The following is a 24029-nucleotide window of genomic DNA, read 5'->3' on the forward strand; positions in this document are numbered from 1 at the left end:
ACAAGGACCACGTCATCCCGGTCACGGACGAGGACCTGGCGGACATGCCGCTGCCCACGGCGAAGACACCTCACGTTGCTATGCCGTCAAGCCGGTCTGCTGTGAGGGCCGGGGTCCTCGAACAGTCGTGACCGGGCTTGGAGAGAATCCCGGCATGGTGATGGCACGGCACTGGTACTCCTCGTCGCCCGTCGTGGACGGGCACCCGCTCCTGGATGAGCCGGGCTTCTGGCCTGCGTACTTGGCGGACCTGGCTGAGGGGTTCGCGCCGGAGGCGTTCGGATCGGACGCGGGCGACGCGGAGGCCGTGCTGGACACGCTCCACGCCCCTTCGGCGTGGCCCATGTTCACGGTGTCGCTGGCCGGCGGCTTCGCGATCGTCGTGCACTTCAACAGCGGCGAGGAGTTCACGACTACGGACTACTTCCTCACGCATCCCGACTGGAGCCAGGATCTCGTTTTGGCCAGCGACGATCAGGACCGCATCGGCCCCGGGCTGTGCTGGCCCGAGCTCGCCGCCCTGCTGGAGGCACCACCAGGTGCGGCAGGCGTCACCGACTCTCACGCGCGTCTCCTCCTTCTTCTGCCTGTTCTCGGCGACGCGGCGGTTCCGGAGGAGGCCGTGGCGGCAGTGGTCGAGGCTCTGGTCGCTCAGGGTGCGCCTGAGGCGAGCGAGGGATTGGCCAGACACCTGCTTCAGGGGCACCCCATGTGGGGCGCCGAGGACTGGTGGTTCGACGATGACGAACAGAGCTGGCTCTGCGAGGGCGATCACAGCCCACGCAAGATCCCGCTCGGTGACCACCTGCCCCCACAACAGCGAGCCGCCCTCGAAGCCTGCCTCACTCCCCGCTGACCAGCTCAAGCCGCAGTGACAACAGCCTCGGTGGGAGGGGCCCCGAAGGCGAGCGACTCGTCGTAGGCCGTGCCCTGCTTCAGGCAGTGGTAGAGCTGTCCGATCATGCGGTTGAAGAGGTTGCACTGGGCGGCTGCGTGCCAGTCGCCTTGTTCGCGTCGGCGCCGGTAGTGGGCTCCGGCCCCTGGCGAGTGGCGGAGCGCGGAGAAGGCCCACAGGTAGCCGGCGTGGTTGAGCCGGTCGTTGTTCACCCACCGTCTGGTGATGGCGGATTTCTTGCCCGCGGCGCGGGTGACGGGTGAGGAGCCGGCGTGGGCCTTGAGACCGCGGGCGTCGGCGAAACGCGTGCGGTCGTCCCCAACCTCGGCCAGAACACGGGCGGCGAGCTGGACACCAAGACCGGGGAAGCTCAGCAGCACCTCTGCGTCCGGGTGCTGCGGGAAGGCCTCCTCCACCGCCTCGGCGAGGTTGTCGGCGGCGGTGCAGGCCGCGTCCAACTGGATGAGGAGGGCGATCATCTGCTTGCCAAGCGCATCCTCGGCCAGCGGCGGCTGGTGGGCCCACTCGTCGCGGAAGACCTCGCGAAGGCGGTCGGCCTCGGCTTCAATTCCGCGCTGGCGGCCGGCTCGCTTGAGGGCGGCCTGAATCTGTGTGCGGGTCAGCCGTGCGGCCCTAGCCGAGGTCGGTGCGGCCTTGAGGAGTTCGCGGGCCGCAGGACGGCACAGGCCGTTGGTCCAGGCGGCGAAGGCGGCCAGGGCTGCTGGGTAGTACTCGCGCAGCAGGGACCTGAGCTGGTTGGCGAGCTGCTGCCGGTTCCACAAGGAGTCCTGCTGGGCGCGTGCCGGGACGGAGATCGCGCGGCCGAGATCAGAGTCGTCGGGCAGGGGCCGGTGGGCGTGCATGTCGGTGCGGAGGATGTTGGCCAGGACCAGGGCGTCGCCGGGGTCGGACTTCTTGCGCGAGACGCTATGCCGGTCGCGGTAGCGGGCGACGGCCATCGGGTTGATCGCGAACACCTTGCGCGTGCCGGTTCGCAGCATGGCCACCAATGGGCCGCGGGAGGTCTCGATCGCCACCGGGATCGGGTTCTCCTTGCTGTCGCCATACTCAGCAAGCAGCTCCAACAGCATCTTGTAGCCCACCGTGTCGTCGGTGATGTGCCGCTTGGCGAGCGGCTGGCCGGTGTCGTCGACCAGGGCGACGTCGTGGGTGCGTTCAGCCCAGTCGATTCCGCAGTAGATCAAGATTTCCTCCCCAGAGTTCGGCGTTTGCACTGGTCACGAGCACATGCGGGGCCACGCAGCGACCAAATCCCAGGCCTCAACCACACAGCGGTCGGGCCGCCACCTCACTAGCCGTTCGTGGCACCAGCGCGCCCCATGGGCCTCGGTCTGCGCAAGGAGCTCTATGGGCTCGGGCATATCGAGAGGTCGCCATGCGGCGGGCTCGCACCACCAATGTCAACGAGTGATCAAGCATGTGGCTGCTTGGTCGCAGCCGAGGCAATGTGGGTGGTGGCGGCCACGAACGTCAGACGCCGCCACTCTTTGCATAGGCGTCGACGCCGGGCGATCGATAGGCATGCGCCTGACGCACGTGACCGCCACCACCGTCAGTACCAGACCGCGCACCGATCTACGTTGAGGCCTCGACGGCCCGGCTGCCTCTGGATGTCACGGTCTGGTACTCGAACGCTCCGAGAAGCACCCGCTCATGCAGAACGCTCATAACTACGGATTAGGCGATCGAGATTGTTGCGTTCATCGACCGGTCCTCCGTTGACGCGGTCCAGTACGGCGTCGGCTCGTACTGTCTGACCGCCGACGGACCAGTGGCCGCGAAGCCGTACGTGCTGCTCCGCAAGGCGCTCGAGCGCAACGAGAAGGTCGCCATCGCTGAATTCGCACTCCGCGGCCGCGAACGACTCAGCCTGCTCCGCCCCCTTGGCGACGCCCTGCTCCTGTCCGGCCTGCACTGGGGAGATGAGATCCGCTCCTCCGGAGAGATCACCCCGCCCGAGACCGAGCTGACCGACGACGAGATCGAAGGCGCGCTCGAGTTGATGGAGACGATGCCGTCGACTCCCTCACCGACCTGGACGTGACCGACCACTACACGGAGGCGCTACACGAGGTCATCGAGGCGAAGGCCGAGCACCGGGCCCCGAAGCCCGCCGAGGGCGAGGAAAAGGCCCCCACGCCGGTCGTCGACCTCATGGCCGCGCTGGAGAAGTCCGTCGCCGACGCCCGCGAACGCCGCGGCGAGACCGCCAGCGGGGGCGAGGCGACCGTGCACGAGATGCCGAAGACGAAGAAGAAGGCGACCAAGAAGACGACCCGCAGGAAGACCGCCTGACCCGTTCGGGTCGTGTCCTGAGGGCGCTGCCAGGGGTTGTTCGCCGTGTGGAGACTGATGAGCCTGTGATCGGCGGCTACCCGAAGGCGGACGAGCCCCGCCTGCCCTTGCTGACCGCGGCGGAGGCCCGGGACGCGGTCGGGTACATGCGGCTGCTGGAGACGCTCGACCTCACGCCCCGTGGGCAGGCCGCCGCGAACCTGGCCCGACGACTCCCCACGGACTAGATGATCAATTCCAAGGGATGCCTGCGGAGGGTGTGGGGTGGGCGGTGGCCGAAGCCACCGCGAAACGGTCAGGCGGCGGGCTGCTGACCCTGGTTGTCAAGGTGGCAGCGGGCGGTCAGGCGTCCGGGGCGACTTCGGGGTGCGTGAACCGCACGGGCTTGCCCAGCGACCGGGCGTAGGCGATTTCGGCTCGGGTGCTGTCTCCGATGTAGTCGCCGACTAAAGCGCCTGAGTTCGCGAATACTGAGCACTCGGCGCCCCGAACCTGGGCGGGAGCCGCGTGTCGGTTGGCGATCATCGTCGTTCTTTCATCCAGCAGGCGGGGCAAGTATCGCGGCCATCGCGGGTCCGGTGCCATTACTGGGTTCCCAAGCTGCGCCGTGCCTGTATGTGGTCCAGCCAAAGTGAGCCCAAAAAGGGGCAGTGGGGCGGGGGTCCTCTCACAGCGGCAGGACCCGCCCTCCGCAGGCGGTTCGGCACGGGGCAGGGGTGCCTCGTCGGCGGCCGGGGCCAGCGGGGGAACGTCGACGGACGTCCGCACCACCGCGTCCGCGAGGAACAAGACAGCCCTGGCGGTCCTCCTCGGCGCGGACCAGCGCGGCCGGCCTCGGCGCGGCCGGCCGCCTTCGCCGCGATCGTGGCGCGCTACGGCACCCCGCCCTGACGTCCGTCGCCGCCCGGGGGACGCCACCAACGCGGTCCGGCTACGCTCGGGCTCTGCTTCGCGTCGGCGGTGCCCGTCATCGGGAATGGACCCGCAGCAGGGTGTGCCCGGCCACCTCCTCGGTCACGCCCCAGAGCGTGGGGTGGTTGGTCAGGTGCGCGGCGAGGGAGTCGCGCAGGGCGTCCGCCGAGCCCCAGGTCCCGTACAGCTTGCTCTCGGTGAGCACCACCGGCTTGAGGCCCGTGGTGAGGACCGCCTCCCAGGTGGCCGCCGCGACCCCGGGCGTGTGGGGGCTGCGGAAGTCATCGAGGGAGACGACGCCGTCCTCCGTCAGCAGCTCGCGGGCGGCGGCGATGTCGGCGCGCACGTGGTGGTAGAGGTGCGAGGCGTCGATGTGGACGAAGCGGCAGCTGCGAGCGGGCACATGCGCAGTGATCTCGGAGGAGGACCCCTGGACGACGGTGGGCAGGCGACGGTGGAAGCGCAGATAGTTGGCCTCGAAGACCTGGCGGGTGAGGGTCGGGTAGTACACCCGCATCTCGGTGGCCGTGGAGGCGTCAGGGGCCTCGTCGGCGGCGAACAGGTCACAGACGGTGAACCGCTCGTCCTCGGCGACGTGGTGGCCGAGGACGATGGCGCTCTTGCCCTTGTAGACACCGAGTTCCAGCAGGTCGCCGCGGGGGCCGTGGTCGCGCTGGTGGCTCAGGAGCCAGTCGAAGAGATACCGATCGGCGGCGAAGAACCACCCCTCGACCTCGTCGAGCCGGTCGAGTGTGAGGAAGGGCGGGGCAGTGTCCTGTGCGGTCATGTCGGGTCCTCGTGTCTGAGTGCGGCCGGCCGTCCTGGGGTGGGGACGCCCCCTGGACGTGACAGGCGAGAAGCGGTGAGCGGGTCCGAGACCAGGGGGCTCGACGCTACGGCGCGGGCCTGCCCCTCCCCCGTACCGCTCCCCCGCCACGCGGAGCATCCACACTGCAGGCGTAATCACGACGGGCTTGATCACGACGGGCTTGATCACGACGGGCTTGCGCCCGGTCAGTAGCCCTTGCCGGGAGGCGGGGTGAGGTGGGTGTGCTCGGGGTCGTGTTGACGGGAGCCGCCACCGTGATCTCGGTCTTCATTCCCAGGTCCTTGTGCCCGTCGACCGGGCAGGAGATCTCGTACGTTTTCGTCCTTGAGGGTCACCGTGAGGGTGGTCGACTCGCCCGGGCGACGATGCCGGAGCGGTTCTCGCCACCCGGGCCCCTCGACTTCCAGAGCGTGCTCGTGATGCCCGGTGTTCGTTGCGACGAAGGCGTACGTACCGGGTGTGAAGGTCTGCCGGGACAGCGTGATCCTGAAGCCAGCGAGGTCCGCGGTCACCCGGGTCTCGTTCGCGGGTGCCTGCCGCTCCGGGCCGGGGGCGGGGTGGTCGTGCCGCCGCTCGAACCGCCGCCGCCACCGACACAGGCGGCCAGGAGGCCGGCCAGCGCCGTGGCCGACAGGGCGAGCAGCGCGCGGGTGTGTGGTTCCCTCATCGTTCGGTCCTCCCGATCGGTCCGACCACGCTGCCGCACTTCCTGCGCTGGGTCTTCAACGGCCAGGCCGTGCCTCAGGCAGTGAAGAGCAGCTACGCGTACGAGGACGGGTTACGCGGCGGGGGTGGACGAGGCCGGTGCGGACGAAGTTGGTCTGGTCGCGGGCGCAGTCGACGATGGTGAGGCGGTTGGCCGCCGGGCAGACGCCGCCGTCCATGACGACCGCATCGAGGCCGGCGCAGTGAGGAACTCCTCGACCTCGGCGACGGTGATGGCCGGGCCGCGGTCTTCGGGGCCGGCGTCGCCGGAGACGTTGACGGTGGTCGCGGCGAGGAGTCCGGGAACCGCTCAAGCGAGAGCTCCTAAGGGCTCGCAGAGAATCAACATGCTGACTTGATCTTCGTAGGGCTGCTGTTGGCGATGAACGCGGTGACATCGGCGGGTGTGCGGAACCTGGCTGTCGAGGGTGCGACGGTGTGGCCGTTCTCGGCCAAGAGGGGCCGGACTTGGTGAACGGCTCTGGTGGTGGTGCTGCCGTTGACTCCGAAGAGCTGGGCGATCAGGTCTCGGGTGCCGAGTTTGCGCAGGTAGAGCACGGTGGCCAGGACTCTGTCGGCGGTGGTCGGCTTGTCTTTGGCGCCAGCTCCGCGAGCACGGAGACGGTCTCCTCCTCGCTGCCGAGACCGCCCGTGTTCACGTAGCTCATCGAGTCTCTGGGACAGCTGATCGACGAGTTCGTCTAGCACCTGCTCTGTCATGCCGGTCAGCTCCGGACTACGCAGACCACCGGCGCAGGACTGCGGGGGCAGGTCCTTGGCTGACCTCGGCTCCTCGGCGACCGCGGTGGTGTGGGTGGAGGGTGTAGTTCCAGTCGCCGTGGAAGCGGTGTCGCTGCATGGGCAGGGCGTCGATGTCGCTGTCGGTGACCTTGATGCCGGTGTCGTAGGCGCCCGGGTCGAGTTCAGCATGGACTGTCAGCCCAGTGTGGGTGGTAGTTGCCTTGATGCCGTTCACGATGACGTTGTGGCTGTTCAGAGGCCTGCCTCGCCAGTTCATGGAGATGTGCGAGAACAGCCGGTGCTCGATCTTGTTCCACTTCGAGGTGCCCGGCGGCATGTGGCAGACCGTGATCTCCAAGCCCGTCTCGGCGGCCAGGGCGGCGAGTTCGGTCTTCCAGGCGCGGGTGCGGTATCCGTTGGAGCCGCCCGCGTCCGCGGTGATCAGCAGCCGGGCGGCCCGAGGGTAGTCGTGATTGCCGCGGGCCTGCCACCAGCCGCGGATGAAGGCAACGGCGAACGCGGCAGTGTCGTGATCGGTGCCGACACTGACCCAGCCCGTGTTCGCGGCGACCTCGTAGATCCCGTACGGGATCGCCTTGCCCGGTCCCTGCCGGTCAAGGAAGTCATGGGTCCTGACCTGGGCGGGCAGTCCTTTCGGGTGCCACTCGCGGCCTCCGTTCTTGTACTGGCCGACCAGTTCCTTCTTTTTGGTGTCCACACTGATCACCGGGTCGCCGGCCTCCATATGCTCCTTGGCTCGTCGTTGATGTAGCGGAACTGGGCATCCCGGTCGGGATGCTGGCTGCCTTCGAGGGTCTTGGCGTTGGCCTGGAGGCTGAACCCCTCCTCCCGCAACAGGTCGGCGACGGTATCCGCCGGGACGCGGTGGCCCTGCCTGGTGAGTTCGTCGGCGAGTCTGCGGGTGGACTTCGTCGTCCATCGCAGAGGCGACATCGGATCCCCTCGCATATCCGGCTCGACCAGCGCCAACAGCGCGGGCCGCAGCCCTGGATCCACCTCGGCCGCCCGCTTGCGCCCGCCACCGGGACGGCGGACCCGGCCCAGCCGTTCCGCCCCCGCCTCCAGCTCGTCCGCGTCTCTGCGCACGGTGGTCTCGCTGACATCGGCCGCCTGGGCGACCGCCCGAATCCCGCCGTGGCCCAGAACCCGGGCCTCGGCCCCCATCAGCAGACGGCGCTGCCGCTCGTCCAAGTGCGGAAACAACACCGCGCACTTCAGGCCGAGTTGACCACGGACCTCGCCAGATACGCGCATACCGCATCACCGAGCTGAACCACGGGAAGCAACACCTTGATTCTCTGCGAGCCCTTAGCTGTGATGTCTCATGAGGTTGGTTCCATCGCGTTCTCGATCGTGAGCTGCTGGGGGGACGACAGCGAGTGGTTCCGGCGGATGGCCGAGGGTGAGGGGGAGCCGCTGGCGAGGGTTCGCTGATGGGTGGTTTCCCGCCGAGAGCCGAGTGCGGTCAGCCGCTGGAAGTGGGCTGCCAGGCGGGCCTGACCGCATTTGGTCTGACGGCGCCGTTCCGGGCGATCTTGGATCGCCCGGACAAGCCCGGTTGCGCGGCCGCGAGCCAGTGCGGCCGGCACCGCCAGACGCTCACCACACCAACCGCCCCGGCGGGGCCGGGTCGGTCCCGAGGCGGACCAGCCCAGCACACCGACAAGCCGGAGATCCGAGCAGAGGTGGTGGGCTGCCAGGCCGGGATCCCATCGATCGGTGAGGCTTCCGGCGGAGCCAATAGAGGCGGGTCAGAGGATCGTGTCGTAGATGTCCCAGTCCCAGCCGATCTTCCTGCGGGTCGGCCCCGGGACGAGGTCGTCGCCGGCGCGGTTCACACCTTCGTAGAGCCAGAGGCGGCCCTGTGTGTCGCGGGCGAGGAAGTCGTTCTCGGAGGAGCCGCTGAGCTGCCCAGCGAGCGCGATGCGGTCGTAGACGTTCCAACCGCCGCCCACGCGCACGCGCGGTGCGTACTCAGGCCCCGGGAAGTCACCTCCCGGTATCGGGTAGTCGAAGCCGTGCGACCACAGCACGCCGGCCCGGTCACGCGCCACGGCGGTGAAATCGCTCCAGTTCCCCACGAGGGCGGAGTAGGCGTTCCAGCCGCCGCCGATGTTCTGGCGCGTGTCGAAGGGCGCCTGGGGGGCGTCGTGGCCGGTGGCGTTGTAGTGCCAGAGGACGCCCGCCTTGTCCCGGGCCACGAGACCGCCGGCGCGGCTGGTGATCGCGGTGTACGTGTTCCAGCCGCCGCCCACGCGGACGCGAGGCTTGAAGGGGGCGTCCGGGTTGCCGGAGCCCTTGTAGAACCAGAGGACACCGGCCTTGTCCCAGGCCACGAGGTCGCCCTCACCCGCCGCCGTCCGCTGCGTGAGGGGCGTGATCGAGGTGTAGGCGTTCCAGCCGCCGCCGATGCGCTCACGGGCCTTGAGCGGCTTGTCGGGGCGGCCCGAGCTCTCGTACTGCCAGAGCACGCCGGCCTTGTCGCGGGCGAGGACCGTGGTCCGCCGGTAGTTCTCGGGAGTGCCCTTGGCGAACTGGAAGGCGACGCGTCCGCTGCCGATGACGGCCCCAGCCCCGTCGGTCACTTCGAGGGTGGCCGCCAGGTTTCCCCTCACAGCCGCGCGGCTGTCGGCGTCGACCCGGACGTCGTAGGTGACCGTGGTGGCGGACTCGGTGGCCGGGAACACGACCTCGTTGCCCGGACTGTCCCAGAGACAGGGCCAGAAGGCCCCGCCGTTGACGGAGCAGGTCGGGGTGACGGGCTCGTAGGCGGGTGTGTCGAAGTCGGGGAGCTCCCAGGTCGGATTCGGCAGGAGCAGCCGCGCCATGACGGGGCCGGTGTGGCCCGCAGGGAGCGTGACCTTGATCCGGGTCGTCACCGCCCCCTCCTCGCCGGAGGGCACCACCAGCGGGCCGCCCTCCTGAACGACCCTGACGGTCCCCGTCGCCGCCACAGCCGTCAGGGGCGCGGCGGCGGCCGGCCCGCCCAGTGCCGCGGGCGCGACACCGGCGGCCAGTACCGTCGCGATCGCCAGAGTCACATGCTTGCCTGTCACGAGACTCCCCAGGAGTCTTGGGACGCGAGGGGAAGCAACTGCGCTCCCCCACACATCCGGGTCACCTCTTGGACCGTCGAACGGCCCGGAGGGTTGTGCTCCGGAGTGGATCCGGTCGTCGCCCGGTCAGAGGATCGTGTCGTAGACGTCCCAGCCTCCAAGCCCGCACCAAGATGCGCGCCGGGGCGGGTGAAGGTCGTTGACCGCATCGGGCTGATCGCCGCGATGGGATTCAACTTTGCTGTCGCAGGAGCTCAGCGGAGCGTCAAGCAATGGATCACCTTCCCCGCACTGAGAACAGAAGGAGAGGAAAGCCCCCTGACACCCGGACGAAGAATGATCTTCCAAGCCCACAAAGAACGCTAGACAGCCCTCAATCCGCACCGGTTCGAGTGGCGACGGTCGGCTCCCAAGCTCGAACTGGCTCTGTACGCGCGAGATCGGGTTCTGGCTCAGGTTTTGTGGTGCCGACACGGTGGGTGATAGCTGGGAATGAGTGGGGCGGTGTGCACCGGGGCCGAGGGGGTCGGGCCGTGGTGTTACAGGGCGATCAGCCCTGCTGCTGTCCCCCGGAAGCCACAGGCGTCGAAATAGAACGAACGCAGATGTTCCTCGAAGTCGACGTGGAGCCACTCGCACTTCGCGGCACGGGCTTCTTTGGCTGCGACTGCGACAAGCGCGGCGCCAACCCCTCTTGACCGAAGATGCCGGGCGACCACCGTGTCCAGAATGAAGGCGTGTGCTCCGCCGTCCCAGACAACGTTGACGAATCCGATCAGATCACCGTTTTCCCACGCGCAGACCCAGCCAAGGCTGTGGCGCTCAAGCCGTGCTTGCCAGTCGGTCTGAGCGACCGGGGAGCCGAAACCGTCGGCGTGCAATCTGTTAAGGGATGCGTTGTCGAAGTCGCCTTGCCACTCATACTTGATCGCCACGTCCAGATCCTAGCGACCTGAGGGTACTTGGTCCGCATCGACTACTGGGCGAGGAGAACCCGCTTCCGGAGGAGGTGGAAGCCGGCGCGGCCGAACATCTGGCGCTTGAGCATCCTGATCCGGTTGACATGGCCTTCGACGACACCCGAGCTCCAGGGGAGGGTCAGGCCGGCGATGACGGCGTCACGGTCGCGATCGATGCCCGCGGCGAGGGTGTGGAGGCTGGGGAGATCGTCTTGTCTCACGGTGGTGAGCCAGTCCGGCAGGAGCTCACCCTGGCGCTCGGTGCGCATGGTCGCGAAGGACCGGACGTGCCTGGTGAGTGCATCGATTTCGGGACAGTTGGCCCGGACGTGCTTCAAGCGGAGTGGTCCGGTCTCGGAGAGGCTTTCCGGTCGGCGAAGGACCCACCCGGCGACGATCCGGGGCGAAGGCGGACGGGCCGTCCCTGGCCCTGGTGAAGTGCGTTTCTGGCGGAGGTAGGCGCGAACGCGCTGGTAGCTGCCCTTTTAGCCGAGCGGCACGATCTCTTCCCACAGTTTCCAGGAGTTGGTGCATCCCTCGTTCCAGCGGTCGTCGAGGTAGGTCTTGTACTCATCGGCGACGGAGGCCCGGCTCTGCCACTGACCGGTAAAGAGGTCTTCCGGCTTGGCAACGTCCGCGTACCGCTTGACGGTTCTGCTCGTCATGCCGAGCTGCCGTTGGATCGCGCGACGGCTGTGCCCTGCCTCCACCAGGGCGTGGACGGTGGCGTGCACGGTCCGGGTTCGGTCGGCGAACCGGTGGCCGGTCGGCCATGGTGAGCCGGACGGCTCCTCCACGGCGTCGGGCTCGGCCTCCGGCGTCTCAGGTGCCTCGGGGACCAGGACGCGCAGGCAGCGGCGGTGCTGGGCGATGCTCCGCTCGGCGGCCTCGCTGAGGTTGTGCCAGAGATGCCACCGGTCCGCGAACTGCACGGCCTGCGGGGCGCCGACGGCGGCGCCTTCGGCGAAGAACGGCGCGCGGTCCCGGCACACGACCTCGATTCCAGGCCGCTGGGCCAGCCACGCGGCCAGGCTCGAAGACTCCCGGTCGGGCAGCAGGTCGATCGGTCGGCGGGTCTCGACGTCCACAAGGACGGTCCCGTAGTGGCGGCCCGTGCGGGTGGCGTACTCATCGACACCCACCACCCGCGGGGCCGGGACCTCCGGCTCCGGAAGTGCGTCGACCAGCCGCAGGACCGTGCTGCGGCTGACCGACACGCCGAAGACGTGGGCCAGGCGGGCGCCGGCCCGGTCCGCGAGGGCGAGACCGATCGCGGCCATCTACGTGTTGGTGTCCGGGTGTGCCTGGCGGGCCCTGCCGCCCTGCTTCGGAGTTTCGAAGTCGACAGCCCATCGCCGGTTCCTGATCTGGTCCAGGGTCGGCGTGTGGGGCCGGCTGCACGAGGAGATCCTGCACTGCCTCGACGACGCCGGCCTGCTCGACCTGTCCCGAGCTGTCCTCGACTCCGCCCACGTCAGGGCGAAAAAGGCGGCGAACTCACAGGTCCGAGCCCCGTGGACCGGGGCAAGCCGGGCTCCAAGATGCACGTCCTGTCGGACGCGAACGGACTGCCCCTCCTCGTCGGCGTCTCGGCCGCCACCACCCATGACAGCCAGGCCCTGAAGCCCATGGTGCTCGGTCACCAAACGAGACACGACCCCCATCGTGGCCGTCATTTTCAAGCCCCAGCGTCTGCACGCCGACAAGGCCTACGACATACCTGAGCTGCGGAAATGGCTACGCGGTAAACGCATCGGCGTCTGCATCGCGCGCAAGGGCATCGAGTCGTCAGAACGACTCGGACGCCGCAGGTGGGTGATCGAGCGAACCATGTCCTGGCTCACCGGATACTGCCGGCTCAACCACCGCTACGAGCGCCATCCCCGCAACTACCTGGCATTTCTCGGCCTCGCCGCAGCTATCTGCTGCTCCAAGCGACTCGTCCGCCTCACCACATGGGACACGGCCTTAGCCTGCGGCGTGCCGGGCCTCCATCGCAGCAATCACACGCTGCCGAGCCACCCGCCGGGCCTGCTTGAGCTTCGAGTCGGCCAGCAGAAGGGGCGCGAACCAGATCCAACCCCACACGCTGTAGGAGACAGTCCCGCTCAGCACCAGAGCCTTGTTCGTGGCGAGAACCAGCACGAAAGTGATGACGTACGCGGCCACCCGGTGGCGGACCATGAGCCGGAGCGGGGCCTGCCACGGGCCGGCCAGCAGCTCCAGCGCGGCCGCAACCTCGGCGGCCCGCAGGTCCTCCGGATGAGCGGGCGCCTGGCCGCCCCGCTCCAACGCTTCAGCAACATCAACGCTGTGGGACGTCAGCGCCGCGCGATCGGTCCGCGCGGCAGCCGTCCTCTCCCGTACGTCCTGCCAGTAGCCCCGCCCGGCCCAGTCGAGCGCGGCCTCCACCCGTGCCGCCTCGGGCGACCCCGCAGGCGCAAGGCGCGCGATCCGCTCCTTGAGCCGATCGACCCGAGCGACGCGCCCGGGATACGTCCATCCGTCGGCCCGCAGACACAGCTCCAGGTAGGAGACGAGCAGTCCAAGGTCGTCCGGCCACTGCGCCAGCCCGGTCTTGTAAGCCTTCTCCGCCTCGGCATCGTGGTCGTCCTCGTCCTCCGCCGCGTGTGCGAGTCCGAGCCACCGGTAGAGCACCGGATCGGGCCCGAGTTCCCCCAGACCGGATTCGGCCACCTTCCGAGCCTCCGCGAACCCGCCCACCGCGAAGAGCTCCTCGCAGCGGTCGGCGTATTCGTCATGTGTCATGCTTCCCGCCCCAGTCGATCAGGAGATCCACTTTCAGCCATACGAACCCGCTGGTCAAGGGGCGCCGGCCCGGGTCCGGCGCTCTGGTCTGAGGCGCAACTCGCGTGATCTAAAAATTCGCGTACCGCTGCGGATAGGCCTCGCTGATCATGGGGCGCATGGGGCATGGACGAGAGACTCTGGGTTGCTGGGCATCAGATCCACCGTTTGCGGGACGGGTGGGGCCCGGAACTCCCTGCCGCCTTCACCAATGACATGCTCCGCGTACGGCATGTGCCAGCCACCGAGATCTACGGGTCGGAGGCTGACGAGGGGGATGCCTGGATCGAGTCCTCGCTGGAGGGACCCGGCAGGATCGTTTCGCAGCGTCTGAGCCTGCTCGGCAATACCAAGGCCGCCACGACCGGCGTTCCTGGACGACCTGGTCAAGGGGCAGTGCCGTGCACGAGGTTGTCGGGTATTGGGACCCGGTCAGCTGCGTAGTCGCATGCGACAAATCTGGCGACGTCGGCCAACACCTCCGGGATACTGGTCGCGCATGGATGAGGTCAAAGTCGTCGTCGCCCATTCCGAGCGCGCGACCCTGCGCGTCGGCGACGTGTTTCTGAAGGTGGACGCCGATCAGGCGCGTATCGACGTCGAGGTCGAGGCGATGTCCCTCGCGCCGGTCCCGACCCCGGAGGTCCTGTGGCGCAAGCCGTCCGTGCTCGCGATCGCTGCGCTCCCGGGGACGACACTTGGGCGCCTCGGCGGGCCGTCGACCGGCTCGTCGGCGGCGTGGGCCGCGGTGGGCGCCGCCATCCGCAAGCTGCACGACGCGCCGCTGCCGCCCCGCCCCGGCCGGGCCGGCCGGAGCATCGTCACGCTGGCGGCGGAACTCGACGACGAGTGCGAGTTGCTCGTGACGAACGGCCTCCTGCCCGCTGACCTGGTCACCCGTAATCGCCGGGTCGCCGAGGCCGCGCTCCGGCCGTGGACTCCGGCTTTCACGCACGGCGACCTGCAGATCGCGCACGTCTTCGTCGACGGCGACGAAGTGACGGGCATCATCGACTGGTCCGAGGCGGGCCAGGGTGATGCTCTGTACGACCTCGCCACCTTCACGCTCGGACACGAGGAGCACCTCGACGACGTCCTCGCCGGCTACGGCACCGACATCAACCTCGATGTGATCCACGCGTGGTGGTCGTTGCGAAGCCTGCTGGCAGTTCGCTGGCTGACCGAGCACGGCTTCGACCCGTTCGCACCGGGCTGTGAGGTCGACGTGCTGAGATCCCGAGTGTGAGGCCGCGCGGGTACGACTGCTCCGTATGCGTTCTGACGCATCGAGAAGGCCGTCCCCTCCAGCGATCGCCCGCCCTCACTCTCAACAGAGTGTGGTGCGCAGTCGTCGCCAGCAGATGACGGCGCAGCCGAGGGCGACGAATGCGTGGTGGATGTCGTCGCGGATCTCCCAGCCGATACGCAGGCGGCGAAACCAGTGCAGCAGCTCGATCGCTCCTTCCACGACCGAGCGGCACACGCCGAGGCCAAAGCCGTGCCCGGTGCCGCGCCCTGGTGCGAGCGCCTCAGCTCGACAAGGCGGGCAGACGGGTCGGTCCGCACCTCCACGTCCGCGTTGAACAGCGCGGTCTTGATGTCGTCCTGCGGCAGCGCCCCGCGCTTCTGGGTGACTTCGTGCAGCAGGTCCTTGATGAACTGTTCCGTTGCCGGCCTGTCACCGTTGAGGTACCGGCTCATCTGACTGGGTACCCGTCCTTGCCTTGCCGAGTAGGCGCGCAAGGAGAGGTCAAGCAGGACGAAGAGTTCCCTCAGTTTGCCTGCCAGGGCCAGCCGTTCAGGCGTCCCGTCGGGGCTCTAGGCCGTTTCCTTCGAATCGCATGCGGTCGGTACCGGTCGCATCCGTGCCTTGACCGGAAGGTCATCTGGGCGCTGTTTCCCACCACAGAACCTCCTGGCCAGCGAGCTCACGTATGCGTAGGTCGTCGGTCCGGTGCAGGCGAAACCATTTGACGACGTCGAGAGAATGCCTGGCATGGGTACAGACATAAGCGGCTTCCTCGAGTATCGGGTGCCGCAAGACGATCAGGAGCCGGTCTGGTACAGCGCACTTGGTCTCGGCTCCCTCAGTAACGTCCGTAACTACGACGCGTTCGGTTGTCTCTTCGGGGTCCGCAACTATGCGAACTTCCGTCCCTTGGCCGCAGGCCGGGGGCTTCCCGCCGACGCTTCGGCCACCGTGAGCGCGCGGTTCGCCCAGCTGACCGAGTGGTACGGCGAAGACGGCTTTCACGGCGCCACGTGGATCACGTGGGCCGAGGTGAAGGCCGTCGACTGGGACGAGCCCGCAGAGAAGCCCGACAGCCGGCTCCACCAATACCGCCAGACGTCGAGCGGGCTCAGGATGACGGGCAAGGCGTCCTGGAGCGGCGCATTCGCCGAGGCTGTCGGTCTCAAAGCCGGCGAGGTCCGGGAGTGGCCCGATGGAAGTGAGTGGCTCGTCGGGGACACTCTCTACAGATCAGTCACCATCTGCCGCAGAGATGCCGTCACCGAAACCGGCGAGTGGCAACCCGTCTGGGAAGCCATGAAAGAACTCGCGGAACAGCACGGTGACGACAACGTGCGCCTCGTCGTGTGGTTCGACGACTGAGCAGGCCACTGCCGCAGAGCATCGCCGCTGGACCCCCCTTCCGGATCATCTTGCGGACCAGATGAAGATGGCGCCGATGTGGAGTCCGGCGAGGTAGATGGTGGCGGTCTTGTCGTATCGAGTAGCCAGGCCGCGCCACTGCTTGAGCTTGTTGGTGCAGCGCTCGACGGTGTTGCGCTGCTTGTATGACTCGCGGTCGAAGGCTGGCGGACGGCCGCCGAGGCGGCCGCGGCGTTTGCGGCTCGCGGTCTGGTCGGCTGGCTGCGGAATCACCGCTTTGATACCGCGTCGGCGGAGATGGTCCCGGATCGCCCGGGACGAATACGCCTTGTCGGCCAGGACCATCTTCGGGGTGGTCCTGGGGCGGCCGGTCCGCCGAGGCACCCGCAGCCGGGCCATAACCTGAGGGAATGCGGGTACGTCTCCCGCCTGTCCGGGAGTGAGGACGAAAGCGAGCGGCCGGCAGCGACTGTCCGTAGCAAGATGGATCTTTGTGGTCAGACCGCCGCGGGACCGCCCGAGGGCATGATGCTTCGGCTCGCCGGCCGGAGCCCCTTTTCACGGGCCCCTGCGGCGTGCTGATGGGCACGGACGATGGTGGAGTCGACCGAGACGATCCAGTCGAGGTCGCCTTCGGCGTCGGCCTGGGCGAGCAGGGCGGTGAAGACCTTCTCCCAGGTGCCGTCGGCGGCCCACTTCCGCAGCCGGTTGTGGGCTCCCTTCCACGAGCCGAAGTGCTCGGGCAGGTCCATCCACGGGGTACCGGTGCGGTACTTGAACGCGATGGCGTCGATCACCTGCCGGTGATCACGCCACCGTCCGCCCCGCTTCGGTGTCCGGTCCGGCAGCAACGGCTCTATCCTCGCCCACTGGGCGTCAGTCAACGACACACATCAACCAAACGATCAGATGATCCGAAGGAAACGCCCTAGGTCCAAAATTTCCCGCGCCTCAACGGCGCCTGCTCGCGGTCACCGTCCATTACTGATCGTTTCAGAATGAAGTTCGTTGTGAGGGTTGGCAGTTGGGTGTTGCATCGGCAGGATCTGTTGGGTGTCTGCTGATCTTGTACCTGATGACCTGTGGGAACGTGTGGTCCCGCTGTTGCCTGCTCGCCCGCCTCGGCGGCATCGGTATCCCGGCCGGTGCCGGCGGATGACCGGGCCGCCTTGCGGGGCATCACTTGCGTGCTGTGCAAGAGCTTGGGCTGGCGGGATGTTCCGGTTGGACAGGTTGGCTGCAGTGGTGTGACGGCCTGGCGGTATCTACGGGACTGGACAGAGGCTGGTGTCTGGCCGCAGCTGCACGCGGTACTGCTGGCCGAGCTGCGGGCCGCGGGTCTGCTGGACACGAACGACGCGGCGCCATCGACGGCTCCCGCCTCCGAGCCCTCAAGGGTGGGCTCACACCGGACCTTCGCCGATCGACCGTGCGCGTCCGGGCAGCAAGCACCACCTGATCGTCCACCGGCACGGCACCCCCTTGGTCGTCTCACTGACCAGTGGAAACCGTCATGACGTCACGCAGCTGATGCCCTTGCTGGATGCCATTCCCCATCCGCGGGTCGCGCGGGCGGCCGAGGCACCGGCCGGGCCGGCTGTTCGCCGACCGCGGCTACGACTACGACAAGTACCGCCGCCTTCTCCGGACCCGAGGCATCACACCGAAGATCGCTCGCAAGGGCACACCTCACGGCTCCGGCCTGGGCAAACCCGCTGGGTCGTCGAGCGGACCTTCGCCTGGCTCCACCAGTTCCAACGCCTCCGCATCCGCTACGAGATACGCGCCGACCTCCACCTCAGCCTGCTCCAACTCGCCTGCAGCATCATCTGCTTGAGACGACTGCGAACCTCATTCTGAAACGATCAGTAGGGCCAGCTGCAGCCATCCACGGCAAAGCACCTAACAGGGGTTGCGCTCATCAAGGATGAACAATGCCCAGCTCAGAGCCCCCTCCCCTGCTCACCTTCAGCCGAGCCGCAACACGAGCCACCGTGGCGGGCGGCTACCTCACCACACGGCGCCTCCCCCGCGGATCGAAACGGCCCTGAACGCCGAGGTGCCCGCACACGGCGAGGAAGATCGTTCTTCCCGCATTTGTGCAAGCGCATCCTCGGCCTGGTGCTCGCGCACAGCACCAGGTCGTTGAGGCCGCACTGCCGACAGTCGGCCGACGAATCTCCGTCGGCACTCCCCCGCAGACCACCATGCCGGTCAGCCGAGCGGCGGCAGGAGGGGAAGCCGGGCAGCGAGGAACTTCGGAGCCATCCCGCGGTAGCTGTCGGTGATCAGCTCGGCAACCTCGGTCCAGTCCGTGTGGTCACCGAGAATGGCAACGACGACGTTGCGGCCCCAGTCGGCACGGAGGAACGGGAACCCAGCGGCGGTCAGGCCGAACAGGTCGTCGGCGGGTACCCGAAAAGTCATCACGACCGGTTCCTGATCCGCGGCTGCATACGAGGCGTAGACCGGGGAGCGATCCACGTCCGGCGTGTAAACATGGGCGAACGTCCTCGTACGGATCCGCCAGCGCACACCGATCCAGGCTGGCTCCTCGTACGACTCGGGCAGCTGCCGGCAGATCGACCGCAGCCTGTTCAGGATCTCCGGCGGCACGTCTCCAGGACTGGACATAGGCCGACACTATCGACCGCCGCGAAATATGCGCCAGACGCAGCTAGCGGGGGTCTGCATGAAAACGACCTGGCCTATCGTCAATCGTCTCAGTGGCCCATAGGCAACCGCTGTCAGTAAGGACGGCCAGGTCACGAAGGATGTGTCACGACAGGCACCCGACCCCCCGGATCCTGGCCTCGTCGCCGATCGGCTGCCGGGCTGCCGTCCCAGCCGGCCGGCAACGTCGACTCAAGCGGCCCGGAGGCCTCCACCAGGCGGGCTGCGACCACCTCCTGCTGCTCCCGCCTCCGCTGTTCGTGCGCCGTACGGCGCGAGCAGCCTGATCTCGTCCCCCCACCACCTGGTCCTACGTGCCCGCCCGGATCGCTTCTCCCCGCAGTAGGGAACCTAGCCCGCAGCAGCGGATCCGGCGTTGCACTACCACCACCGGCCCCGCGAAGACCTGCGCCACCCGATGATGCCCAAGAAGGCACTCACCCCGAACCGCACGCTAGAACCATCTACAACAAATCCTGCCGATCTCAGCACGGAATACATAACCCCAGCTCACACACCCCGACCGAACCGCCAACTCCGGCTCTCAACGAACCCACAACATCCCAGGCCAGTCGGCACCCCACACACCAACAAACCCCCCTTCCAGCGTCACGTGCTGTGGAACACCCGCTACCTGGACGCCGCCGTCGCCCAGCTGCGCGCCGAGGGCCACGACAGCAAGGACGAGGACGTGGCCCGCCTGTCCCGCTGAAGAACACGTACATCAACTTCCTGGGCCGCTCCCGGTTCAACATTGCCGCCAGCAGGCCCGCCCAGGGCCTGCGGCCCTGCGCGACCCGAACGAGGTCGACCCCGACGACGAGGACCAGGACGAGGGCTGAACCGCGTGTCCCGCGCAAGGCGCCCTCTCCCCCCGGAGCCTGTCACAGACGGCCAGTAGCCTCTCGCTATGCAGACAGCGTTGATGATCTACGACGGCTCCGCACCGGCCGATTCCGACGCCCCGCGTACCGGGGGCGTGCCGCTGGCTCCTGCCGGATTCGCCTGGCCCCTGTGCGGCTGCGGGGGGCCGCTTCAGTTCTTCGCCCATCTCCCTGTCGAGGACGGTGTCCTGTCGGTGTTCCTGTGCCAGAACGACCCCGGGGCGTGTGAGTTCTGGAACGCGAGCTCCAGCGCGAACCGGGTCTACCTGTTTCCCCGGGAGGAACTGCTGCCGATAGCCGTACCCGAGGCGGGTGTGACATTGCTGCCCGCCACCTCGGCCATCCGCACCCACGTCGTGACGATCGACCCCAAGGATGCCTGCGACGAGGAAGGGATCGAGCCTGACGCCTACGACCTTGCCCGCTCGGGATGGAAGCGGGAACCCGAAGAACGATTCGGGAAGCAGCGCGAAGTGCTCGGGTCGCTCGGAGGCAGTCCCTCCTACCTTGAGGACGACCGCCTGCCCGTCTGCCCCTCCTGCACCGGCACCATGGAGTTCGCGGCACACCTGGAGGAGGGAATTTCCCGGGAGACCGCGATGAACCTCGGCGGTCAGCTGGGCTACGTCTTCGTCTGCCGCCCGTGTCGCGAGGGATCCTTCCTCACGGACTGAGGGCCACCTGCGAGGGGCACGGACGGTGATGTCGCCGGTTCGAGACGCCGCAGAGCACCTCTTGGGGCAGAGCCGGCGACGCCCGTTCGCGGCGTTGCGGCAGAGTGGCAGGACGAGTGCAGGTACGAGGACACGGTGTTCCTCGGCGTGCACATCCCAGAACGTCATCCCTACCCCTTCTGAACGGCTGTCAGTTCAGAACGCTGCGGCGGCCACTGACAGTCGGTGCCGCGGGAATTCAGACGGAGGGCCGGAAGTCGATCACTGCTTCCCCAGACCGAGCAAAGGCCACGACCGCACCCCGTGACCCGGACGCGGCAGGACTCGATGGAGCACGGGAGGGATCGGAGTCGGGGTCTTAGAAGCCGTTGTAGTACCGAGAGGTTCGCTTGGCGGTCGAACGAGGGTTCCCGGTTGGGTGATCTTCCCGTGGTCGGGCATGAAGGCAGGGGCCTTCCGGACAACTCGACGACCCGTAGGGAGGTCTTCGCGATCAGCTCCAGCCGGGGGCTGGTGGTAGGGGCCAGTCGGGCGGGACCGGCAGTGGACGGTCGGACGTGAGCGGGGGGTTGAGCGCGCGGCCGCTGAGCCAGCCGAGGAGGGCGTGGCCGGAGCCGGTGATGTTGGGGCCGGTCGGGGACAGGGTCCAGGATCGGCCGATGTCGAGGGCTTTGACCCGGGCGACGGGGAAGTCGAGTGCGGCGAGCGCCGTGATGGTGTCGTCGAGTGCCCAGATCACGTACGTGCTGGGCCAGTCGGTGGTGCGGTAGCCGGCGTTCAGGTCGACGTGGTGCGTTTCGAGTTCGCGCCAGCAGCGGTGGAGGGTGTACCAGGCCGGGTGCCGCCAGCCCGCCAGTGCCGTGACCAGGGTGTCCCAACGTTCCACGGGCACCGATGTGGCGTCTTCGGCCAGGTGTGCAAGGCGGCTGCGCAGGTCGGTGGCGAGTTCGGCCGCGGGGCGGTCGGTGCCTTCACGGACAGTACGGGCGAGCGACTTGGCGTCCGTCCTCGGGGCGGGTTCGATGCCGGTTCGGGCCACGGCGAGCAACCACCCATAGGCGTCGATGCTGCGGGCCAGGTGGGTGATGACGTGGCCGCGGGTCCAGCCGGCCAGCGTCGAGGGTGCACGCATCTCCAGGTCGGTCAGCGCGTCGAGGGTGGCGGTGATCCTGGCACCGGAGCGGGTGACTTCCTCGATTATGTCGAGCATGTTCGTACCGTAGTGGCGGGGTAGTCGTCGCCGAGCGTCGGACGGACCTGCGACGCGGGATATCGGCCCCTCAGCAGGCCTCCGACCGCCGTGATGCCTGCCGTGATGGCGCGTTCACCGACGTTGCCGAACCCCAGGATCAGCTGCACTGGCTCTGTCGCATGCGAAGAACGGCAGGTGCTCATTCCGTAGAGGCCCACGGATCGGGCGTGCGCGGCGGCGATGAGGTCTTGCTCGTCGGCCGGTCCGTGGAGGTGCGCTACCGCGTGGAAGCCCGCCGCGAGGCCGGTCACCCTGACCTCGGGGGCATGTTCGGCGAGCGCCGCCACCAGGGTCGTGCGCCGTGCCGCGTAGGTTGTCCGCATCCGGCGCAGGTGCCGGTCGAAGCGGCCGGACTCGATCATTCTCGCGAGGGCGAGCTGATCGAGTGTGGGCGACCCGCGGTCGTTCAGCTGCTTGTGCTCGATGATCAGCTCGGTGAGCGCGGGCGGGCAGAGCATCCACCCGATGCGCAGCGCGGGCGCGAGGGACTTGCTGACGGTGCCTATGGAGATCACGCGGTCGGCGGCGAGTCCTTGCAGGGCGCCCACCGGCTCACGGTCGTAGCGGAATTCGGCGTCGTAGTCGTCCTCGATGACGACGGCGTCCCGGCTCCTGGCCCACTCGATCAGGGCGAGCCGCCGCTCGGGTGCCAGAGCGACACCGGTGGGCCACTGGTGCGCAGGGGTCATGACGACGGCGCGGGCGTCGGTCGCGGCGAGTGCCTGCACGTCGATGCCGCGCTCGTCGACCGGTACCGGGATCGCCGACAGGCCCGCCCAGGACGCGGCAGAGGAGATCGTGGCCGGTGAGCCGGGGTCCTCGTACGCCACCGTACGGACACCTGTCCGGGCCAGGGCGTGCAGGGCCAGACCGAGGCCCTGCGCGTAGCCGGAGCAGATCACGATCCGTTCCGGATCCGCTGCGGCGGCGCGCACCCGCCGCAGATATCCGGCCATGACCTCGCGCAGAGCCACATTGCCGCGCGGGTCTCCGTAATCAAGCGCCGCCGTCGGCATGGTGCGTGCCGCCTCGCGCGTGGCCCACAGCCAGTCGGCGAGCGGGAAACTGCTCAAGTCCGGGACGCCCCACTTGAAGTCCGCCACCAGGCGTGGAGGTGCCGAGGGCGGTGACGTGGGCGCTGGCGGTGCGCCCGCGCCGGCGGCGACCCGGGTGGCTGAGCCGACGCGTGTCACGAGGTATCCCTCGGCTTGGAGCTGGGCGTAGCAGTCCTGCACCAGCCCGCGCGACAGCCCGAGCATCCGAGCGAGTTCACGGGAGGACGGCAGCCGTTCGCCGATCTGCAGCCGCCCGGTCCGGATCGCGTCCCGCAGCCGGAGTTCCAGCTGGGATCGCAGCGGCTCGCCGCTGTCCCGGTCGATGACCAGCAGCAGATCGGGTGACAGACCGGACCACTCCAGAGGCATGGAATTGGATCTTACTGGCGATCCGCTTGGCCTTTAGCTTCGTCGTGTGACCAGGATGATCAACTCTCGAGCTGAGGGCGCCGGTTCGCGGCCGCCGCTGGTGACGCGGCCCCTGCTGCTGCGTTTCGTCTCGGTCATCGGTGCCTCGACGAGCTTCTACCTGCTGTTGTCGGTCGTCCCCCTCTATGCCGAGGTGTGCGGAGGCGGTTATGCCGCGGGACTGGCCACGGGTGCGCTGATGCTGGCGACGGTCGGAGGCGGGCTGGCCACTCCCTGGTTCGTTGCCCGCTTCGGTTACCGCCTGGCGCTGGTGGCAGGGCTGGTCCTCCTCGGCACGCCCACGCTGGTGCTGACCGCTTCCGGGAGCACGGTTTGGATCACGGCGGTCTGTGTCGTGCGGGGTCTGGGCTTCGCGTTCACGGTCGTCGCGGGTGGCGCTCTGACGGCGTCGCTGATCCCGCCCGAGCGCCGTGGTGAGGGGCTGGCACTGGTTGGCATCGTGTCCGGGGTTCCGTCGCTGGTGGCCCTGCCGCTGGGGGTGTGGCTGGTAGGGCACGTGGGGTACGTACCGGTCTGCATTGCTGGCGCGGTGGCCGCGCTGGCCGCTGTCGTCTCGGTGCCGGGCCTGCCAGACCGCGAGCCGACCTCGGGACGGTCGATCGGGGTGCTGGCCGGGTTCCGGACGGCCGCTCTTCTGCGGCCCGCCGTCGTCTTCTCGGCTACTGCGCTCGCTGCCGGAATCACCGTCACCTTCCTCCCCCTTGCCGTACCGTCGGCTTCTACCGGAGTCGTCGCCATGGCCCTGTTCGTCCAGTCCGCGGCGTCAACCGTGGCCCGCTGGGTCGCGGGCCGACACGGCGACCGGCACGGACCGGCCTCACTCGTCCTGCCCGGCCTTGTTGTCTCCGCCGCAGGAACGCTGCTCACCTCTCTGACCCACAGCCCCGTCGCCGTTGTCGTCGGCGTGGCCCTGTTCGGGGTCGGTTTCGGAGTCACCCAGAACGCCACGCTGACGCTGATGTACGCGCGTGTCCCCGCGTCTGGCTACGGCACCGTCAGCGCCCTGTGGAACTTCGCCTACGACGCGGGCATGGGCGTCGGCGCTGTCGGGTTCGGGGTGCTCGCAGGCCAGACCGGCTACCCATTGGCTTTCACCCTCACCGCCGCGCTGATGCTCACCGCCCTAGCCCCGGCCTGGCGCGACCGCCTGGCCAACGGCTCACGACGATGACCGGCGCAACCACACACGGCCGGGGCCAAGGCTCC

Annotated in this window: 20 protein-coding genes and 6 pseudogenes; 13 read left to right on the plus strand and 13 right to left on the minus strand. The window is 68.3% G+C overall.

Annotated features, from left to right (window positions below; translation table 11 throughout):
• Positions 1-68: pseudogene (locus E0F75_RS40585) on the plus strand (hypothetical protein); the annotation flags it as partial.
• An 86-nt stretch (positions 69-154) separates the two neighbouring features.
• Positions 155-856 (plus strand): hypothetical protein, encoded by a 702-nt coding sequence (locus E0F75_RS00250; RefSeq protein WP_187620400.1) that lies wholly within the window; start codon positions 155-157, stop codon positions 854-856.
• Between the two features lie 5 nt (positions 857-861).
• Here the strand turns inward: E0F75_RS00250 and E0F75_RS00255 are convergent, their stop codons facing one another.
• Positions 862-2100: an IS110 family transposase gene (locus E0F75_RS00255; RefSeq protein WP_194479879.1), complete on the minus strand. Its 1239-nt coding sequence runs from the start codon at positions 2098-2100 to the stop codon at positions 862-864.
• A 506-nt stretch (positions 2101-2606) separates the two neighbouring features.
• On the opposite strand from E0F75_RS00255, the gene E0F75_RS00260 reads away from it, so the two are divergent.
• Genes E0F75_RS00260 through E0F75_RS00270 form a run of 3 tightly spaced genes read left to right on the plus strand, consistent with a single transcriptional unit; the run spans position 2607 to position 3438 of the window.
• Positions 2607-2960 carry a Ku protein gene (locus tag E0F75_RS00260; RefSeq protein ID WP_308189541.1) on the plus strand — a complete coding sequence of 118 codons (354 nt, stop codon included), beginning with the start codon at positions 2607-2609 and terminating at the stop codon, positions 2958-2960.
• Positions 2957-3211 carry a hypothetical protein gene (locus tag E0F75_RS00265; RefSeq protein WP_187620402.1) on the plus strand — a complete coding sequence of 85 codons (255 nt, stop codon included), beginning with the start codon at positions 2957-2959 and terminating at the stop codon, positions 3209-3211. Before E0F75_RS00260 ends, E0F75_RS00265 begins: the two co-directional genes overlap by 4 nt.
• Before the next feature lie 47 nt (positions 3212-3258).
• Entirely contained in the window at positions 3259-3438 is a 180-nt protein-coding gene (locus tag E0F75_RS00270; protein ID WP_187620403.1) for a hypothetical protein, read from the plus strand.
• A gap of 740 nt (positions 3439-4178) precedes the next feature.
• Here the strand turns inward: E0F75_RS00270 and E0F75_RS00275 are convergent.
• The 6 genes and pseudogenes from E0F75_RS00275 to E0F75_RS40590 all read right to left on the minus strand — a co-directional run.
• On the minus strand, positions 4179-4910 hold the full coding sequence (locus E0F75_RS00275) for a class I SAM-dependent methyltransferase (RefSeq protein WP_187620404.1): 732 nt from the start codon (positions 4908-4910) through the stop codon (positions 4179-4181).
• A 550-nt stretch (positions 4911-5460) separates the two neighbouring features.
• Positions 5461-5619, minus strand: a complete 159-nt coding sequence (locus tag E0F75_RS00280) for a hypothetical protein (protein ID WP_187620405.1) — start codon at positions 5617-5619, stop codon at positions 5461-5463.
• Between the two features lie 380 nt (positions 5620-5999).
• Positions 6000-7583 (minus strand): annotated as a pseudogene (locus E0F75_RS00285) (ISAzo13 family transposase).
• A 587-nt stretch (positions 7584-8170) separates the two neighbouring features.
• Positions 8171-9475, minus strand: coding sequence for a hypothetical protein (locus E0F75_RS00290; RefSeq protein WP_187620406.1), 1305 nt, complete (start codon positions 9473-9475; stop codon positions 8171-8173).
• Positions 9476-10014: 539 nt separating this feature from the next.
• Positions 10015-10410, minus strand: a complete 396-nt coding sequence (locus E0F75_RS00295; RefSeq protein WP_187620407.1) for a GNAT family N-acetyltransferase — start codon at positions 10408-10410, stop codon at positions 10015-10017.
• A 41-nt stretch (positions 10411-10451) separates the two neighbouring features.
• Positions 10452-11714: pseudogene (locus E0F75_RS40590) on the minus strand (ISL3 family transposase); the annotation flags it as partial.
• Between E0F75_RS40590 and E0F75_RS00310 the strand changes: the two are divergent.
• A pseudogene (locus tag E0F75_RS00310) lies at positions 11707-12390 on the plus strand (IS5 family transposase); the annotation flags it as partial. The pseudogenes E0F75_RS40590 and E0F75_RS00310 sit on opposite strands and share 8 nt — an antisense overlap.
• A 12-nt stretch (positions 12391-12402) precedes the next feature.
• Here the strand turns inward: E0F75_RS00310 and E0F75_RS00315 are convergent.
• Complete coding sequence (locus E0F75_RS00315) at positions 12403-13203, minus strand: hypothetical protein (RefSeq protein ID WP_187620408.1); 801 nt, start codon at positions 13201-13203, stop codon at positions 12403-12405.
• Between the two features lie 538 nt (positions 13204-13741).
• On the opposite strand from E0F75_RS00315, the gene E0F75_RS00320 reads away from it, so the two are divergent.
• Complete coding sequence (locus E0F75_RS00320) at positions 13742-14488, plus strand: phosphotransferase family protein (RefSeq protein WP_187620409.1); 747 nt, start codon at positions 13742-13744, stop codon at positions 14486-14488.
• A gap of 81 nt (positions 14489-14569) precedes the next feature.
• Here the strand turns inward: E0F75_RS00320 and E0F75_RS00325 are convergent, their stop codons facing one another.
• Positions 14570-14710 (minus strand): hypothetical protein, encoded by a 141-nt coding sequence (locus E0F75_RS00325; RefSeq protein WP_187620410.1) that lies wholly within the window; start codon positions 14708-14710, stop codon positions 14570-14572.
• A gap of 528 nt (positions 14711-15238) precedes the next feature.
• On the opposite strand from E0F75_RS00325, the gene E0F75_RS00330 reads away from it, so the two are divergent.
• On the plus strand, positions 15239-15856 hold the full coding sequence (locus E0F75_RS00330; protein WP_187620411.1) for a hypothetical protein: 618 nt from the start codon (positions 15239-15241) through the stop codon (positions 15854-15856).
• Between the two features lie 45 nt (positions 15857-15901).
• On the opposite strand, the gene E0F75_RS00335 is transcribed toward E0F75_RS00330, so the two are convergent.
• Positions 15902-16746, minus strand: a protein-coding gene (locus E0F75_RS00335; RefSeq protein WP_374115348.1) for an IS5 family transposase whose coding sequence is annotated in 2 segments (ribosomal slippage) — positions 15902-16416 and positions 16416-16746 — 846 coding nt in all. Because the reading frame shifts where the segments join, the coding sequence is not laid out codon by codon here.
• Positions 16747-17043: 297 nt separating this feature from the next.
• On the opposite strand from E0F75_RS00335, the pseudogene E0F75_RS40595 reads away from it, so the two are divergent.
• Positions 17044-17103: pseudogene (locus tag E0F75_RS40595) on the plus strand (hypothetical protein); the annotation flags it as partial.
• 40 nt (positions 17104-17143) lie between these two features.
• Positions 17144-17716 (plus strand): transposase, encoded by a 573-nt coding sequence (locus E0F75_RS00340; RefSeq protein ID WP_374115349.1) that lies wholly within the window; start codon positions 17144-17146, stop codon positions 17714-17716.
• A gap of 354 nt (positions 17717-18070) precedes the next feature.
• On the opposite strand, the gene E0F75_RS00345 is transcribed toward E0F75_RS00340, so the two are convergent.
• Entirely contained in the window at positions 18071-18472 is a 402-nt protein-coding gene (locus E0F75_RS00345) for an MmcQ/YjbR family DNA-binding protein (RefSeq protein ID WP_229312389.1), read from the minus strand.
• 670 nt (positions 18473-19142) lie between these two features.
• Between E0F75_RS00345 and E0F75_RS40600 the strand changes: the two are divergent.
• Together E0F75_RS40600 and E0F75_RS00355 are read left to right on the plus strand one after the other, a co-directional pair.
• A pseudogene (locus tag E0F75_RS40600) lies at positions 19143-19371 on the plus strand (Tn3 family transposase); the annotation flags it as partial.
• Between the two features lie 68 nt (positions 19372-19439).
• Complete coding sequence (locus E0F75_RS00355; protein WP_229312390.1) at positions 19440-20087, plus strand: DUF1963 domain-containing protein; 648 nt, start codon at positions 19440-19442, stop codon at positions 20085-20087.
• Positions 20088-20580: 493 nt separating this feature from the next.
• On the opposite strand, the gene E0F75_RS00360 is transcribed toward E0F75_RS00355, so the two are convergent.
• Positions 20581-21297 (minus strand): maleylpyruvate isomerase family mycothiol-dependent enzyme, encoded by a 717-nt coding sequence (locus E0F75_RS00360; protein ID WP_187620413.1) that lies wholly within the window; start codon positions 21295-21297, stop codon positions 20581-20583.
• A complete protein-coding gene (locus E0F75_RS00365; RefSeq protein WP_187620414.1) occupies positions 21285-22763 on the minus strand; it encodes a PLP-dependent aminotransferase family protein in 1479 nt (492 codons plus the stop codon). The genes E0F75_RS00360 and E0F75_RS00365 overlap by 13 nt, the downstream gene beginning before the upstream one ends.
• A 55-nt stretch (positions 22764-22818) precedes the next feature.
• Here E0F75_RS00365 and E0F75_RS00370 point away from each other — a divergent pair, with 55 nt between their 5' ends.
• Positions 22819-23994 (plus strand): MFS transporter, encoded by a 1176-nt coding sequence (locus E0F75_RS00370; RefSeq protein WP_187620971.1) that lies wholly within the window; start codon positions 22819-22821, stop codon positions 23992-23994.
• Positions 23995-24029: the final 35 nt, after the last annotated feature.

The organism is Streptomyces sp. CB02980 (genome assembly GCF_014451325.2).
Lineage (GTDB): Bacteria > Actinomycetota > Actinomycetes > Streptomycetales > Streptomycetaceae > Streptomyces.